Source organism: Paenibacillus sp. MER 180 (assembly GCF_023713665.1).
GTDB classification, from domain to species: Bacteria; Bacillota; Bacilli; order Paenibacillales; family Paenibacillaceae; genus Paenibacillus_B; species Paenibacillus_B suaedae.
This window is the reverse complement of sequence record NZ_JAMAVT010000021.1, coordinates 20,970-37,541: the sequence shown is the minus strand read 5'-3', so window position 1 is coordinate 37,541 and position 16,572 is coordinate 20,970. Positions and strand designations below refer to the sequence as shown.

Annotated in this window: 19 protein-coding genes; 14 read left to right on the top strand and 5 right to left on the bottom strand. The window is 43.8% G+C overall.

Going from position 1 to position 16,572, the window contains the following annotated elements; translation table 11 throughout:
• The first annotated feature begins 24 nt into the window (after positions 1-24).
• The 3 genes from M3661_RS25195 to M3661_RS25185 all read left to right on the top strand — a co-directional run bounded on the left by M3661_RS25195 (position 25) and on the right by M3661_RS25185 (position 2,853).
• The gene (locus M3661_RS25195; RefSeq protein WP_251489595.1) at positions 25-1,692 is read left to right on the top strand and encodes a DUF6138 family protein; all 1,668 of its coding nucleotides are present in this window, start codon (positions 25-27) and stop codon (positions 1,690-1,692) included.
• Between the two features lie 121 nt (positions 1,693-1,813).
• Positions 1,814-2,278 carry a DMP19 family protein gene (locus M3661_RS25190; protein WP_251489593.1) on the top strand — a complete coding sequence of 155 codons (465 nt, stop codon included), beginning with the start codon at positions 1,814-1,816 and terminating at the stop codon, positions 2,276-2,278.
• Positions 2,279-2,292: 14 nt separating this feature from the next.
• Positions 2,293-2,853 carry an SMI1/KNR4 family protein gene (locus M3661_RS25185; protein WP_251489591.1) on the top strand — a complete coding sequence of 187 codons (561 nt, stop codon included), beginning with the start codon at positions 2,293-2,295 and terminating at the stop codon, positions 2,851-2,853.
• A 136-nt stretch (positions 2,854-2,989) separates the two neighbouring features.
• Here M3661_RS25185 and M3661_RS25180 read toward each other — a convergent pair whose 3' ends face one another.
• Positions 2,990-4,372: an SMI1/KNR4 family protein gene (locus M3661_RS25180; protein WP_065290719.1), complete on the bottom strand. Its 1,383-nt coding sequence runs from the start codon at positions 4,370-4,372 to the stop codon at positions 2,990-2,992.
• A 184-nt stretch (positions 4,373-4,556) separates the two neighbouring features.
• Positions 4,557-4,988, bottom strand: a complete 432-nt coding sequence (locus tag M3661_RS25175) for a MarR family winged helix-turn-helix transcriptional regulator (protein ID WP_065290718.1) — start codon at positions 4,986-4,988, stop codon at positions 4,557-4,559.
• A gap of 230 nt (positions 4,989-5,218) precedes the next feature.
• Between M3661_RS25175 and M3661_RS25170 the strand changes: the two genes are divergently transcribed.
• Positions 5,219-5,857 carry a nitroreductase family protein gene (locus M3661_RS25170; RefSeq protein WP_065290717.1) on the top strand — a complete coding sequence of 213 codons (639 nt, stop codon included), beginning with the start codon at positions 5,219-5,221 and terminating at the stop codon, positions 5,855-5,857.
• Between the two features lie 49 nt (positions 5,858-5,906).
• A complete protein-coding gene (locus M3661_RS25165) occupies positions 5,907-6,203 on the top strand; it encodes a putative quinol monooxygenase (RefSeq protein ID WP_065290716.1) in 297 nt (98 codons plus the stop codon).
• Positions 6,204-6,290: 87 nt separating this feature from the next.
• On the opposite strand, the gene M3661_RS25160 is transcribed toward M3661_RS25165, so the two are convergent.
• Both M3661_RS25160 and M3661_RS25155 read right to left on the bottom strand, forming a co-directional pair.
• Entirely contained in the window at positions 6,291-6,854 is a 564-nt protein-coding gene (locus M3661_RS25160) for an SMI1/KNR4 family protein (protein ID WP_065290715.1), read from the bottom strand.
• Positions 6,855-6,882: 28 nt separating this feature from the next.
• Positions 6,883-7,326, bottom strand: a complete 444-nt coding sequence (locus M3661_RS25155) for an Lrp/AsnC family transcriptional regulator (RefSeq protein ID WP_065290714.1) — start codon at positions 7,324-7,326, stop codon at positions 6,883-6,885.
• A gap of 143 nt (positions 7,327-7,469) precedes the next feature.
• On the opposite strand from M3661_RS25155, the gene M3661_RS25150 reads away from it, so the two are divergent.
• The 3 genes from M3661_RS25150 (at position 7,470) to M3661_RS25140 (ending at position 9,257) form a co-directional block, all read left to right on the top strand.
• Complete coding sequence (locus tag M3661_RS25150; RefSeq protein ID WP_065290713.1) at positions 7,470-8,051, top strand: DJ-1/PfpI family protein; 582 nt, start codon at positions 7,470-7,472, stop codon at positions 8,049-8,051.
• Positions 8,052-8,209: 158 nt separating this feature from the next.
• Positions 8,210-8,977, top strand: a complete 768-nt coding sequence (locus M3661_RS25145) for a GNAT family N-acetyltransferase (RefSeq protein ID WP_251489589.1) — start codon at positions 8,210-8,212, stop codon at positions 8,975-8,977.
• Positions 8,978-9,044: 67 nt separating this feature from the next.
• Positions 9,045-9,257 (top strand): hypothetical protein, encoded by a 213-nt coding sequence (locus M3661_RS25140; protein ID WP_175400478.1) that lies wholly within the window; start codon positions 9,045-9,047, stop codon positions 9,255-9,257.
• Between the two features lie 98 nt (positions 9,258-9,355).
• Here M3661_RS25140 and M3661_RS25135 read toward each other — a convergent pair whose 3' ends face one another.
• A complete protein-coding gene (locus M3661_RS25135; RefSeq protein ID WP_065290711.1) occupies positions 9,356-9,949 on the bottom strand; it encodes a GNAT family N-acetyltransferase in 594 nt (197 codons plus the stop codon).
• Positions 9,950-10,062: 113 nt separating this feature from the next.
• Here M3661_RS25135 and M3661_RS25130 point away from each other — a divergent pair, with 113 nt between their 5' ends.
• The 6 genes from M3661_RS25130 to M3661_RS25105 all read left to right on the top strand — a co-directional run bounded on the left by M3661_RS25130 (position 10,063) and on the right by M3661_RS25105 (position 16,329).
• Positions 10,063-10,314, top strand: coding sequence for a phospholipase D-like domain-containing protein (locus M3661_RS25130; RefSeq protein WP_065290710.1), 252 nt, complete (start codon positions 10,063-10,065; stop codon positions 10,312-10,314).
• Between the two features lie 168 nt (positions 10,315-10,482).
• Positions 10,483-12,111: an ATP-binding protein gene (locus tag M3661_RS25125; protein WP_065290709.1), complete on the top strand. Its 1,629-nt coding sequence runs from the start codon at positions 10,483-10,485 to the stop codon at positions 12,109-12,111.
• Entirely contained in the window at positions 12,108-12,827 is a 720-nt protein-coding gene (locus M3661_RS25120; RefSeq protein ID WP_251489587.1) for a response regulator, read from the top strand. Before M3661_RS25125 ends, M3661_RS25120 begins: the two co-directional genes overlap by 4 nt.
• Before the next feature lie 168 nt (positions 12,828-12,995).
• Positions 12,996-14,327, top strand: coding sequence for a CitMHS family transporter (locus tag M3661_RS25115; protein ID WP_065290707.1), 1,332 nt, complete (start codon positions 12,996-12,998; stop codon positions 14,325-14,327).
• A gap of 183 nt (positions 14,328-14,510) precedes the next feature.
• Positions 14,511-15,074 carry a sigma-70 family RNA polymerase sigma factor gene (locus M3661_RS25110; protein WP_065290706.1) on the top strand — a complete coding sequence of 188 codons (564 nt, stop codon included), beginning with the start codon at positions 14,511-14,513 and terminating at the stop codon, positions 15,072-15,074.
• On the top strand, positions 15,040-16,329 hold the full coding sequence (locus tag M3661_RS25105; RefSeq protein WP_251489585.1) for a DUF4179 domain-containing protein: 1,290 nt from the start codon (positions 15,040-15,042) through the stop codon (positions 16,327-16,329). The genes M3661_RS25110 and M3661_RS25105 overlap by 35 nt, the downstream gene beginning before the upstream one ends.
• Positions 16,330-16,572: the final 243 nt, after the last annotated feature.

Here is a 16,572-nt window from a genome sequence, read left to right as displayed (position 1 = left end):
CTTTTTAATCAGGAGGAGACACCATTGAATCACGCTGTAGAAGCTTTTCTGAATGATGTGTGGGAGGAAATCACTTCGATTTACGCAAAAGAAAGCAAAAGGATAAGCGAGTTTAAGGATAAAAGAAGTTTACAGGCTGGAGTCTACAATTACCTGCAAGTGGCGTGGAGAAAAGGCAAGTTTACATGGGCAAATGGGAGCATCCATATCGATATCTACGAGCCATTATCTTGGAGCGACAGCTCGTATAAAGTGGAAGCTGGCGCCTACATAACAGAGTTGACCAATGAACTTCTCACTGAGGAGTTCTTTCCTGCCTTATGCGAAAGAGCAGAGCAACTGTTCCTCTCTGAGGAGTTGGGTGCGCGTTTCTTTGATTACAAGTTTGAGGTTGTATTGGATTTTGAATGGGAAAATTCAAAGTTATCTTGTAAACAACAGTTTATGAATGAGCCAAAGCTAAATCAACTGAAACAGACACTGGAGCAATTTATTCAAACCAAGGTTTTATCAGATCCACCGGCGCAACCAGCAAAGGATGACTATTTCTTTTTTGCCAAGCATTTGGTCAATCCAGATTTAATGAAGCAGGAAGTAGAAGAAATCGAGCCATTGATCCGACGACTCAATGACAAGCTGAAGGAGAACCAGGAACGCAAAAAAGAATGGACCAGCCGATATACGTATTCCTTCAAACGTTGGGCGGAGAATCATTTTTTACCGCAGCATTTTAACCAAACCGGTTATTATCGAAACGAATGGGTGTTGAAGGAAGAAGCGATTCCTTCTCACGTAGATGCTGGAGAATTGGAGTTCTTTATTTATGCTGCCGTACAGATTGGCTTCACTGAGCCGGATAATCGGCTGAAATATCTGGGACTTGCGGCACAATTGGGTTCAAAGCGGGCAGCAGATTATTTGAAAATAGGCAGCGGTAAATTTGTGAGCACCTATCGGGGAGTGAAAATAGAGGCCCACAACAATGACGTGACGAAAACGATCGACATCCGGATTCTATCTGAAGAGGAGGCAGCATACGGAGAAGCGCTCGATTATATCATTGATCTGTTGCGGCAGGATTTTCCCAGAGAATACAACCTTAAGCTGAAAAGCAGCCAAAAGCTCGTGCTTCCGTATAAAAAGCTGGCGAAGTCCAAGCTTCATCGTTTTTTTGCCAATGCACTCAGCTATCCGGCGTTGTTTCCCAAGGTTGCAGAATATGCGGATACGGCAATGGAGGAGTTCGCATGGTACAGCGATGTGGAGCCGAGCGAGAAATCGGCTATGCCGGGCACTTATGCCGTACTAGGTCTTGGCTTATACAGTGAGGATTATTTCCCATTGGTATCCCGTTATATGGGCATGGTTGATACGGAACACCAAATGGTGCAGGACGGCTATACGCAGGCATTTATCGAGGCGCATGGCGTCAAGGCAGAGCATATGCCGGTGATCGTATCCATGTTGCTGGGAGGCATTGACGAGGGGACGAAGGTCAAAAATTTGACAATCGACCGTCCTGTGCTTGCCGATGCGCTTATCGAGGCATTGCAAGACAAAGAGAATTATCAATGTGAGATGGTTGTGTGCCGAATCTTTGGAAGCGTGAAGAAGCTGGAGGGAGCGGCACGAAAAGCAGAGTCGCCGCTAAAAGAAAAGCTGGAGCAACTACTTGCGCTCTCGCACTGTTAACTCTATAGAATATTAACCTAATAAATAAACAGGAAAGCAGCGACGTTTCGTATATAACAGAAGCGTATAAATGATGTTCTAATTTATGAAGATCCACACATTAAAAAGAGGGGGAAAGCAAATGGATAAGACGGATATCTGCAACATATGGTTCGATTATGCAATAGCCTTTGTTGATAAAAAAAATGATTCAGGCTGGGATGCCATGACCCCAGAGGAACAAGAGATCACTGCCTTGTGGCTGCTGGAAGTTGACCTATATAACGGCGGGTTTATTCAGTTTTTCTGCAATTGGGGAGAAGCGGCATATCACCATGCAATTCGAGCGTTACAAGCGATTGGAGCGGTTTATGCACTCGACATCATACAATCCGAATATGCCTGTATCGAACGTTTGTCAGGAGATAAGCGCCTTACAGAGCTCTGGGATATTCCGCAGTTCCTTACTGAGGAAGAGATAGAGAGACTAGATAAGTTGGATAAGCAATTTTGGGAAGACCCGGATCAAATCGCGGAAAAAGCACATCGATACTACGTGGAGCAGATGGGAATACATATTCCTAGTCCAGAACCCTTTATGATATAAGGAGGCTATGTTTTTTGGATAAACGGGACTACATCAAAAAAGGATTTGAAGCTTATTATCGCCGATATGACCAAGTAACGGAGGATGGATTTGGTAGATGGATGGGACCAGATGTTCCGGGTGAAATGAAGGCAACCGACTCTAATGAGGAGTGGTCGATATGGAGATTAGTTCCTTCTACCGTAACTGATGGCGACATTTGTGCGCTGGAAAAAGAATTCGGGCTGGACTTTCCGGAATGGTATCAAGCATTCATTTCAACCTATCATCACTATTTCGACATCGTGCCAGCACAACCGGTCGATGAGCCGTTACGCCGCATTCAAGATATGTATAATCCACTACTGTGCAAGTGGGGTTACCTTCCATTCGCCTGGGACTCCGAGTATGGTCACATATTATGCATGGATCTTACTGGTCCGGATGAGGAGCACTATGCAATCTATGAGATTGACCATGAAATATTATTTGATTTTGATGAAGAAAAGACAGGGCGCGATCAACTGAAAGCGTCGATGAGATTTTTGTATCCCAATTTCAAATCGTTTTTTGACGATGCTTTTGAATTGAAATAGTCCTTTATCTTTTTCTGACAGAAGGAAATATTCTTGTCCCTGCTGTATAGCGAATCTCCCATTACTAAAAAAGAAGAAGAGCCCTCGTCCGAACGTGGGCTCTTCTGATTGGTTGCATGATGCTTGCTCGGTCTTGTTAGGCTTCTTGCAGCTGCTGAACCAGTTCCTCAATCGACTGTTCCGTAAACCGAAGGTGTCCATTCACCTGTACGATCCGTCCTTCCTTCTTACGGCGATCCAGCCAATCCGAAATAAAGGATGGGGCGTAGCCGCCTTGACCGAACTCGCCGCCGAAGGCGATCATTTTCTCATAGATACCCAGGTACTGCTCGCGGCTGGTCTCTGGATATGACTTTGTATATAACCAAAACTGCACATCGTACATCAAATACGAACGCTCATCCGCATGAAAGGAAAAATGACCCTTCTCCTCAACAATGCGTGTACAGATACGCCGGATTCTCTGCTCAATCTGATCCACTTCGATGATGTTAGCGCATAGCTCCTCCAGCAACGGAGAAAATTTGCCATGAGCTACCCTATGAAGATCTTCTAGCTTATCCTCCTCAGAAGTATCATACTCCTCTGCGCTTACTAGACCTCTAATAAACGCTTCGAAATTATCGGCCAGGAACGTAACTTCATAATCGTCCTCCTGATCGACATGAATTACTTCCGGTTCGCCATCTCTTCCGCAGGCTCGGTAGTCCAGCATGACCACATCATGGCCTGCTGATGGACAATCACAAATCACGACGCCAATGTCAGGGTAACCCCAATCCTCAATCATGAACTGGCTGCCGAGATCCCCGCCGAGTGAATAGCTCTTCTCACGGCCGATACCCATAATTCCTGAGATTGCGATATGATCCTCAGCCCAAGAAGTAGGGTCCTCAGTCGGGAAGCAGGTGTTCTTCGGAACCCCACCATTGCGCTGCTTCATCAGTGCGATATAAGAGGAGGGGAGCTTATATCCCAATTCTTCCTCGATTGAGGCAATCAGCTCAGCCGTAGGAGGCTCGGATTGATATGCTTCTCTCGCATACTCGCTATCTTCCCAAAAATCATCAAGAGACATATCCGAAAAAGGCTCTACTACTTCCGATCCACTCGCTTTCAAGGCTGCTTCTTTCTTAGCTGCAATTCGGCGTTCTTGTCTTTGTTGCTTCTCCGCTCTTTGTACACTTAACTGCATTAAGTATTCAATATCCTCATCACCAGGTTCTAATTGATCAGCAATACGCAGTTCCTGAACTGCATCCACATAGCGGTTTACATGATAGAGAGCAAAACCTACCCGGTAGTGCCACAGCGGATCGTGCTGACCCGCTTCAGCTATGCTATCAAAATGATGGAGCGCTTCTTCATAGAGTTCCAAGTTATTATAAGCTCGGGCCAGTCGACTTATCGTTTCATAATCCCGCTCGTTCTCGGGTATGGCTAACAGTGCGTCCACAATTCGCTGGTGTTCATCATCTTCATGCCACTGATTCAATTGATCCATATGTACTTGGTTCATCTCTGCCTCCATGAATTTAATAGAATGTACTTCTCCAATACGTACGCTCCAATAGGTAATGATCGCATACAAAATTAAAATGGACAAGGTAAAAAACAAAGCCTACAAAAACGACGCCGCCTATAAACACACATTGGATCGTGTTCACGACGGCTCCCGCCATCAAAAGAAAAAATGTCATGACTTATGTTAATTTTTCTACGTTATGATCAAGCTTTTTCACTAAAATCTGCAGTTGCTTTACCTCTTGCTCTGAAAACCCGCCAAACAATTCAGCGATAAATTGGTTTTTATCTACATCACAGTTCCTTAAAATGTCCTTGCCTGCCTCTGTAATCTGAACAATCACTTCACGATTATTCTGCTCATTGCGATTGCGGGTAACAAAGCCTTTTCCCTCAAGTATTTTTAAATGTCTTGTAATTGCAGCTTGATCAATCTTCATCTCTTGTTGTAAACCGATTTGAGAAAGCAAGCCCATTTCAAGTAATTTGTACAAGATTTCATATCTCGTTAAGCTAATGCCTAATCGTTTCTCAAAGTGCTGGGTGACATGTCTTTCCATATTTTTGAACATGAGAAATATTTGCTTCATTTCCTGATGAGACACTTGCATTGTTTTTCCACCTCTATAGATGATTAATCAATCATTGATGCGTCAATTATAGAATACATGACCTCATTCTTCAAGGCGGACAGTAAGCATTCGTCTGAGTATATCTATAGAAATTCACTTGACTAAATGTCAGACATGATTTATATTGTTTGACATATCAATCATTGATCGGTCAACTATTGATTGATCAAAGGATTTACATTTATATAGATTAAGGAGTAGATCACATCATGTCTAACACAACAAAGAACAATGATTTTCAAAAAATACTGTTAGGACGCCGCTCTATTCGCAAATATGATTCGTCCGTAAAAATAAGCACAGAAGAAATGGCAAAAATGATTGAAGATGCTACTCGTGCACCATCATCTGTCAATATGCAACCATGGCGTTTTCTAGTCATTGAAAGTGAAGAAGGTAAGGCAACATTAGCACCTCTTGCTCGTTTTAACCAACTGCAAGTTGAAACTTCTTCAGCAATGATTGCCGTATTCGGGGACTTGAATAGCTTTGAAAATGGGGAAGCGATCTATAGCAAAGCTGTAGAATTAGGATATATGCCAACTGAAGTAAAAGAAAAACAGATGGCAGCATTAACAAACTACTATGCAAATCTGTCTCCAGAAGTAAACAAAGAAACCGTGCTAATTGACGGCGGACTCGTGTCGATGCAGTTCATGCTAACAGCTCGTGCCCATGGGTATGATACTTGTCCAATCGGTGGGTTTGAAAAAGATCAGATCGCTGAAGCTTTCGGTATGGATAAAGAGCGCTATGTTCCGATAATGCTCATTTCCATTGGAAAAGCAGATGGTGCAGGATACCAATCCGTACGTCTTCCTGTGGAGACAATAGCAGAGTGGAAATAAATTTTTATGTGAATTATGAATGAAAATTAACGTGCTGAGGGGGATTTAAATGATCATTATTCATGCTGTTTCAAGTGTAAATCCAGAAAAAGAACAAGCTTACGTTGAAGAGATTCAATCTCTAGTGAAAGCTTCTAGAGCGGAAAGTGGAAATATTGCTTATGATTTCTATAAAAGCGTAGAAACAGAACATGCCTATATCATGGTGGAAGTATGGAAAGACCAAGAAGCGGTGGCAGTACACAATTCAAGTGAACATTTCACTTCTTTTGTTGCAAAAGCTAAGGATTATTTAACAGCTCCGCTCGAAGTGAAAGTGTATGGTGGATCTGAAGTAAGAGCGTAAAGAATAGAACTATGATTTATAAAAAGATGGCCTCTAAAGCCACCACGATATTGTGGAATTTAGAGGTCATTGATGGTCTTACTGCATTCATTCATCATTACCGTAAAGTAAATCTTCAGCCGAGATTGTTCCCGTACATAGCTCTAAGAACGTTGAGGCGACTTGTGCGCTGTCCGCATAGCCTAAATTTCCAGAGTGAGATACAAGAATGGGATATTCATTTTCTTCTGAGCTGCTGCGCATATCCCAAGCATAATGAATACCACAGCCATCCATAGCAAAGGGGATCGCCTCTGGCATATACTCGGGAAATTCATAGGCCAGCATCATAGCTCGTAACTCATCGGCACTGAAAAACTGAAAATGCCGAGCACCATTTCCAAATTCACCGCCATTGGAATAACGAAGTAAATCAAGATAAGCGGCAGGGAGGCACTTATTCGGAATAGACCATTTTGCCGGATCGAACGGCTGGTATAGCTTATGTAAAGGATCGGTTACAGGGAAGGGATTGCGCTGCCTTTCCCGTATTTCCGCAATCTCCTCCTCAGATAGAGGGTTGTTCCAATGGCTAATAAAATCTTCCGCTTCTTGCTCCGTCAAACCGGGATATTTCTGGTAGCACACTTCGAATACAGACGCCCAATTCATCCGAGCGTTCCTCCTTTTGACCTGTTGATTATTTTTTTTCTTCACAAATATAAGGGTCGATTACTTTTTGCTCATAAGATGATAACACGATATTTGTTGAGGGCGTACCATATTGCATTGAATCATCAATAAATTGTTCTAAACTCTCTACAGAATACGTTGCTATTTTGACAATATAGCTAATTTCCCCTGCTACCCGGTGACACTCAAGCACATCTGGATGGTTACGGCAAAAGCTTGCTAACGATTTACAATCCTTCGATTCAAACAAAATAAGTGCAGAGATTGGACGGTTCATTTTTTTTAGAGAAACGCGTGCATGGTAACCCTCAATAATTTGTTGCTCCTCTAACTTTCGTACTCGCTCAGTTACGGATGGAGAAGATAAATGAACAGCTTCTGCTAAATCCTTCATGGAAATTTTTGCATTCGACTGTAATATTCTCACGATGTTTTTATCAATTTGATCCATAATATATCCAACCTTTTTTTATAATATAGAATAACCAAAATTATTAATAAATTAAAGTCAAACAACAAAATATCCTTTTCTAGCCTGTTCATGAGCCTTTAATATTTTTATAAAATAAGGATATGTGGGAGGAGATTTAGGATATGAAAAAGATATTATTATTATTAGCTAACGGATTTGAAGCAGTAGAAGCTAGTGTATTTACAGATGTGCTAGGTTGGAATAAATGGGAGGGAGATGGCTCAACTGAGGTCGTAACAGTGGGTCTCCGGAATAAATTAACCTGTACATGGAATTTTACTGTTATGCCTGAAAAAACGGTCAATGAAATTCAACTAGATGAGTTTGATGCACTCGCGATTCCAGGGGGATTTGAAGAAGCTGGATTTTATGAAGATGCCTTCAGTGCGCCATTTTTAAGTATCATTCAACATTTCTATTCCAATCAGAAACCGATTGCTAGTATTTGTGTTGCATCATTAGCGCTTGGCAAAAGCGGAATTCTTAAAGGAAAAAAAGCAACCACATACAATCATTCAACTAGTAAACGAAAAGAGCAGTTAAAGAATTTCGGCGCAGATGTTCAAAATGATTTAATTGTTCAGGATGGAAATATTATTACATCTTCAAATCCGGGTACAGCTTTTGATGTTGCATTTCTATTACTCGAAAAACTAACATCTAAAAAAAATGCGGAACATGTAAAGGATCTTATGGGATTTTGAATCATTCAGAAGCAATTGAATGTGCAAAAAATAAATATAGGAGAATTCAACATAGTAACAACAGACCTTTTCATTTACAGTTTGGGATATGGCTTCTTATATCAAGAAGCACATGCAAATGAGTAGACAAAAGTCTAAAGAAAAGGGTAATGATCAAGATGCCAAATCAACAAAATCAACTACTCCAAACGACAAGCATGCCTATATTTTCAGAGATGATTGCTGCCTTTTGGCGGGAGCAATTCGGAAACGGGGAAGTCCTTTATCACGATGAGGTCTTTACGCTTACCATCAATCCTGACCTAAGTGATGACAACCGGGTAATGGTATTGGAAATGACCAACGGGAAGGTAGTGGCGGTTCTGACGCCGGCAATGGCTGATAAGGCGGGACTTACTCAGCAAGCAGAACTGACTGAAGCCATCTTGAGACAAAAATTAAATGAAGCAGGGGTTACGCTGCATGGGGCAGATTATCTCTTTTATTTTACAAAAGCCGATAAGAATTCATTGATGCAAGAAGCCGTGGACGGTGACTTGCGGCAACTGACAGAGCAAGACCATGCTGTATTTTCCGAATTCCAAGCCTCTTCCTCAGAGCAGGATCTGGATGACGCCTATGTGAAATTGGATCACTGGGCTGTGTTTGGCTCGTTTGAGCATAACCGTTTAGTGAGTGCCGCTAGCATGTACCCATGGCTAAATTCGCATATAGCGGATACCGGAGTGCTCACGCTGAATGACTATCGAGGGAAAGGCCATGCCCGCAAAGTAGTGCGCTCCATTAGCAAGTTCGCCTACGCACAAGGGTACGAACCCCAATACAGATGCCAGCTTGATAACCACGCGTCCACTTCTTTAGCTCGAGCAGCGGGTTTGACGCTGTTTGGAAAATGGGAAGTCGTTTCATCTGACTCTGCGAACTGAGGGCTCGATCTAAATGAAATCGATTTGATTCATGATAAAGATGATATTGGTTCGCAAGCAGAAGGGAATGAATGTAATAGATAAGTATCTGCGTGATTGTGAAGAGATTTTTAATGAAATAGAAAAATTGCCGCTGCCGCTGAATGATGAAGATTACTATTTATTAATAAAGCGCGGATACGAATATCTTGTTATGTTGCATGATGGAGCTCTTTCAAGGGAACTCTCATCCATAGATGTATCGGTTGTTCGTCAACACGCCACGCGGCGCCAAGGCTAGTGCAACAATCAACAGTGTAATCGAACAATTAATCGAGCCCACATCTGTGTATCAGGGTGTGGGCTATTTGACGTTTATGTATAATTTTTATAATTTTTCTATTTGTAAGCTAATATATAGTAGGTCAATTCCTGGCTCAACGGTTGAACGCTGAGCGTATGCATACCGTAATGGCGGTAAATCTGTTCGTTTCGGAGACTGTCCGTCTCGAGGACGCAGGGAATGGAGCGGTCAGCCGCATAGCTCAGAATGAATTCCATTAGCTGCCGCATATAGCCTTGATGGCGGTACGGCTCGCGCACAACAATCATGAACACGAACACATAATCCTCCTCGCTCTTCATGAAGCTATCTGCCCGTCTTATTCGGGCGCTCTGCTTCGCGATCTGCACCAGCCGGCGAATCGGGAACAACTTGGCCAGCCCGAGCAGCTTCAATTTTTGCAGCGGCTTGATCCCGTTCCGCTTGGTCCAAAAGGCGCAAATTCCTTCATACTGCTCCGAGGTGGCATACACCATTTGGTTTGCGATTAAGATAGACAAAATGCAATCGAAAAAGTCGGTCAGCACGACTTCGCGCTCCTCAGAACCATCGCCCCATAGCAAAAATCCTGCATTATCTTTAAAGCTGTCTGCGATCGATTTGGCTAAGCGGTAGCGTTCGGTAGGGTCTAAATGTTGGACTAATATCATAGGATGACACCTCAATAGATCTCATTTTTCTTTATATAGTACCATGTTTTTTTACTTAGGGAAACTTTGTTTACTAAGGGAAAAACTAGACAGTACTTATCTGATAATCCCGCATGACTCACTTTTTCTCTATTTTCGCTTATAGAACCGACAAGACTCTACTCGAGGGAGCAGAGCAATCGATTCTGATCTCGATGTGGAAGGACGACTTCGCGGCCTATGTGTCGCTCTTGGAACGGTGGAAGCAGGAGGGTGTCCGTGTCGAGGCGATGGGGCCGACTATCATGTGCCGCAGGCCCAGCTGTCGAAGCTGCATACTCTTGCAGGACGAGGAAATGAAGGCTCTGTTGATGCAGCTTCTTTAATTTAGAAGGGAAAACACTCTTGTATGGCTCTGCCGGTTCGGGAGTGCTTTTATGTTGGTTCCTTACGGACATTCTCCCTTCCGATCAGAAAAGCGGTTCATGCTATAATGGAATTATTTGACGATAGGATACTCAAAACTAATCATTTTGATTTTTAGGAGTTGGCAAATGATCCGGTTGTTACATCTAAAATGTAATTTACGGTTGAAAATGATCTTGCTTATCAGCCTCTTGATTATTGGAATCTGTTCGATTTTCGGGGTGTTTCTGGAACACTTTATAGGGAAAATGGCAGAAGATCAGACGGGAAAAAGAGCGTTGAGTATGGCACAAAGTGTCGCGAATATCCCAGAAATTCAAAGCGCTTTCCGCTTGAATAATCCTTCCGTCGTTATACAACCGATTGTGAAGTCGATACAGAGGAAATCTGACGCGGAATTCATTGTTGTCGGTGATACGCAGGAAATCCGGCAATCCCATCCCAATGAAAGCATTATCGGGGCGAAGATGGTCGGAAGCGATAATGACAGGGCACTACTTCATGGCGAGTCGTACGTGTCAAAAACGGAGGGAACGCTCGGTTTGTCGATTCGAGGAAAGGTTCCTATTTTTGATGAAGGGAAGATCGTGGGGATCGTATCGGTCGGTTTTCTCAATAACGATGTACACCGCATCGTGGCGGAAGACAACAAATCCCTCTGGCTCACCTTGAGTCTCATTGTTCTGTTCGGCATCACGGGAGCGGTCTTTATTGCTTCTTATATCAAAAAATTATTACATAATATGGAGCCCGAGGAGATTTCAAATCTGTATCTGCAAAAAGAAGCGATTCTGCAGTCCACGCATGAAGGAATTATCGCGGTGACTAATGATGGGGCTATTTCGGCAATGAATAAAGCGGCTAAGGATATTCTCTTTGCGGGCACGAAGCAGAGACAAATGAATTATGCAGGAACATCCATCCATGAGATTGTTCCTTCTTTACATAGTGAAGTGCAGGGCAAGCAAAGAAGCCATCTAGTGAACCGGGAGATGGTGCTGGGCGAAAATATCGTACTCGTCAATCAAACTCCCATAGTAGGGGAAGATGCCATCACGGGGAGCGTCTATACGTTTCGCAAGAAGACGGAACTGGAGACGGTGACAGAGGAGTTGTCCCGTATTAAGCAATATGCGAATGCACAGCGGGCGCAGACGCATGAGTACTCCAATAAGCTGCATATCATCCTGGGGCTGGTGCAGAACCGGCGGATGAAGGAAGCGATCGATTTTATAAAAAAAGAAAGCAATATGCAGCAGGCCAGGTTAACATTTTTAATGGAAAAGGTAGCCGATCCCCTGCTTCAAGCCTTATTTCAAGGAAAATTCAATCAAGCGAATGAGTTGTGCATCGCCATGGTCATCCATCCGGACAGCCGTTTGGAATGCTCATTTGCAGATGAGAAGCAAGATGCGCTGTTAACCGCCCTGGGCAATATTATTGAGAATGCATTGGAAGCGGTAAGGCTAAAAGAAGAGGGCCAACGTAAGGTTGCCATCTTTTTTACGGATATCGGAGAGGATTGTATTTTTGAGATTGAAGATTCGGGTTCAGGGGTGGCCGAGACGGATATCCCCCGCATATTTGAGCAGGGATTTTCAACGAAACAAGGCAGCCATCGGGGAGTTGGCCTTACTCTTTCGAAGCTGATGCTCAATGGAGTCGGCGGGGAGATTTTGCTGGAAGCAGGGGAAGGTGAGCTCGGAGGAGCCTGTTTTATTATCATGATACCAAAGGACGAGGGGAGATCGCTGTGAAGGACTTGTTATCAGTGCTGATAATCGAGGATGACTTTCGAGTGGCGGATATTCATAGGCATTATGTCGAAAAATCAACCGGTTTTGCCTCTCCATACATTGCCAAGAACCGTAAAGAAGCGCTGGATTATTTAGAAAGCGGCGAAACTGTTCCGGATCTTATTTTATTGGATGTATATATTCCTGACGTGGAAAGGATGAATCTGTTATGGGAGCTTCGCCAGTCCTGTCATGATGCTGATATCATTATCGTCACGGCGGAGAAGGATGCTAAGGCGGTTCAGGAAGCACTTCGCGCCGGGGTGTTCGATTATATTGTCAAGCCGGTAGACGAGGAACGCTTCAGCCTTGCCTTGGCAAGATATAAGGGATGTCGGGGCTTGCTATGCTCCACCAAAGAAATGAAACAGAGAGATATCGATGCTGTATTCGGCATGCATCGAGCTTCGGGTTCCATACAGTCGGATGAGGCTCTCCCGAAGGGGATTGATTCTATTACACTGGACAAGATTCACTGCGTCTTCACGCAGCAATTGATCGGGGGAATTACGGCTGTTGAATTAAGCTCCGAGCTTGGTATAAGTCGATCAACGGCGCGGCGTTATTTAGAATATTTAGTATCATTGAAGATGGTACGAACGATGCTTATCTATGGTACGGTGGGAAGACCAGAACGCAGATATATCCTTTGTGAAACTTATGAACAAAATCGATAAAATGAATCCTATCATTCTTATGGCCGCAATATTTATCGTCCGCTTTATCCGTGATAAATTTCATTTAAGCTAAGCGATGTTTCGTTCATGGTGAATTGTAAACGCATTCACCCATTACGGGATACAGAATGGTGAGTAAAGTCGCGATCACGGAAAGGAGATATCCTATTGAGTCTGAGCTTGATTGGTCTAATTACAATTTTAATTATCGTCGCCTTGCTTATTAGCGGCAAAGTGACCCCGATTGTTGCCATGGTGATACCACCGATACTCGGCGCATTACTCGCAGGGTATAGTTTTACGGAAATTGGCGGCTTTTTTGGAAAAGGCGTCAGCTCGGTTATCCAGGTCGCGATTATGTTTATTTTCGCGATAATCTTTTTCGGCATTATGCAGGATGTCGGACTTTTTGAACCATTAATCAATAAAATGGTCGCTTTTTCGCGCGGAAATGTCATCACGGTAAGTGTCGGAACAGTTTTAGTTGCAGCAATTGCCCATTTGGACGGTTCGGGCGCCTCGACCTTCTTAATTACGATACCCGCGCTGCTACCCGTGTATAGACGCTTGCAGATGAATCCGTATCTGCTGCTCCTCTTGGTCGGAGGAAGCGCAAGTATTATGAATATGCTTCCGTGGGCTGGCCCTCTGGGCCGAACGGCTACCGTCCTGAAGGCGGATGTCACGGAATTATGGCAGCCTCTTATTCCTGTCCAGCTCATCGGCATGGTGTTTATGCTTGGATTGGCCGTTCTTCTCGGCATCCGGGAGAAGCGGAGAATCATCCGCAAGTATGGATCATTAGAGGAGGCGGCCACGCTGGAGGTGACAGCGGCTGGAGCGGATGCCTCCACTTCTGTCCAGGCCGAACAGGTGAAAGGCCTCGCTCGCCCCGGACTTCTGTGGGTTAATGCCTGTCTCGCCTTGTCGGTTATTGGCGTGCTTGTGGCTGGAATTATCCCGGCGGGCCTGGCTTTTATGATCGGGGTAAGCATCGCATTGCCGCTCAACTTCTTCAATGTGAATGAGCAGATGGAACGATTGCGCGCCCATGCGCCTAATGCGCTCACGATGGCCTCAATCATTCTTGCAGCCGGCTTATTTTTGGGTATCCTGAACGGAACCGGCATGCTTACGGCCATTGCCAACGATGCCGTGAAGATACTTCCGGGCAGCATTGCGCCTTATCTGCATGTTATCGTAGGGATACTAGGCGTACCTTTCGATTTAATATTGAGCACGGATGCGTATTACTTCGCCCTGCTGCCCGTCGTCGATCAGATTGCATCCGGCTTCGGCGTTGCTTCGTTGTCCACTGCGTACGCGATGGTGATCGGCAATATCGTCGGAACTTTCGTAAGCCCGATGTCACCGGCCCTGTGGCTGGCGCTCGGTTTAGCGGGACTGGAGATGGGCCGCCATATCCGCTACTCACTGTTCTGGATATGGGGCATAAGTATTGTTCTTGTCGTTACTGCTCTATTGATAGGAGTTGTTTAGGATGAATAGCAGAAAATAATTCTTCTAAATGAACCTTGATTGGATTAGCTCCAATCAAGGTTTTTCCATTGATCCTGCTATGTTGTGCGCTGCCAGCAGTCCGTTGTGACAAATGAAAATTTTTTATATAAAATGAACTTTTCTGATCCCCGCGATCTCTTATCTATGAAAAGGGGAGTGAACATGAGCGTAAGCCATCTTGTCAAACAAGCCAAAAAAGGCAACAAAGAAGCATTATTACAGCTCATTATGGCCGATAAGGACGCTTATTACCGTCTTGCCTATACATATATGGGCAATGAGCATGATGCGATGGATGCAATGGAAGATATGATCGTTGCACTATATGAAAAAATTGAGCAACTGCAAAATAGCGAAGCTTTCTACAGTTGGAGCAAGACGATTCTAGTCAATCGCTGCAAAACATTACTTCGCAAAAAGGATCGATTCGTACCGCTGGAAGATGAGCAAGAACCATCTCTTGCGCAATTAACGGACATTAATCCCTATCGTGATAGCGAGTCCGAAATGGACATGCAGGTGCTGCTGTCGCATCTGAATGCGCAGCAACGGGAAGCGATCGAGCTTCGCTATGTTCATGATCTTCCGTATCAGACGATTGCGGACATGACCGGGGCTCCGCTTGGAACGATCAAATCAAGAATCTCACAGGGCATACAAAAACTAAAAGTGATGATCGGAGGTGATCGTTATGACAACGATCGAGGAGAAGTTACAGGAGCATAAAGAAACCTTAAATCAAATCCAGGCTCCGTCTGACCTTGAAAGCAGACTTCGAGATGCGCTTCGAAATGTTCCCGCCAAAAAAAGAAACCGAAATAAAGCCCGAGCATGGATTGCGTCTGTTGTCGCAGCGATCATCCTCATAATTGGCGTATACGAGTATCCAGCCTTAGCTTATTACGGCAGCAAGTTGTTTGGCGGCGTCAACTTCAACAGCATTGCGGATGTGATGAAGCAGGGGGTCGCACAAGAAGTAAACAAGAGCACAACGCTTAAGGATGGCACTGTCCTTACTATTAATGGCGTAATTGCGGACGATAACGTATTCCGCATATATTACACGATTGATCGACCTGAAGGTACCGAATTTACTAACGATGATTTTATACGTTATAGCTTTGGTAGAGTCCGAGGCTTCTTGACCGATTCCAACTCAATAAGAGCTGGTGGAAGTCCCGGAAAAAATAAAAGCCAGTTCGTGGGAGATGCTGATTTCGAACCGGTTAGCCCATTTTCTCGAACATTAACCCTTACATTCACTGAGTGGCTGGCTGAAGGGGAGAAGATAACTTATCCGATCTCCTTCGATTTTGAAGCGAACAAAGCGATGAAGAGTATAATTAAAGAGGATATTTCCGAATCCATCGCTGTCGATAAAGGGACCATTCATTATGACTACATTACGGCTTCCCCAACCTCAACCATCGTGAAGGGACATTATGAATTAGAGGAATATCCTAGATTTTCAGGCCAAACCAAGCTCTATGTGAATGGAAAAGAAGTTAGTTGGACTAGAGGAGGGGGAAGTAATCCAGACTTCCGACTTAAATTTGATCCGTTCCCTACAGACAATATTCATTCCATTGAGCTTGAACTCGTCAATTTTGAAGGATATCACAACATACAAGAGCCTATCTCGCTTGCATCACCATCCGATCGCTCCATTCAAATTGGAGATGAAAAGTTCTGGATTCGCAGCGTTACCAAAACGGCTACAGGTCATGATGTCGTCATTGCGAGAAAACAATTTACTTTCTTGAAGACGGACACATTGTCCATACAGGCTGGCAGTAAAGTTATTCCTGTATCGTCAATATCGAAAGAACGACAATGGGATTTGAAGAACGGCAACATTCTGTGGGAACAGACGTATTCGTTTAACACAACCGATGAACCAGAATTCCTACTGGTGGACGGCTACCAATATATAAAAACCTATAAGAAGAAAATATTGATTCCTGTAGATAATAATAAATAAAATCACGCTTACTGCGGTTCATAATCATACGTTACACAAACCAAAATAGAGGAATAACCAGATTTAGAGTATATGAAAGCCCAGAAGATAGACACTTGTGACAAAAAGTGGATATTCGCTGGGTTTTTATACTTTGCACACAAAATACAGCGCGTGCATTTTATAACGCAATGTATATTAATTATAAACTTTACAGGATATGGTGATAAGAATGCATGCAAAAAATGAGCTTATTGTCATCGA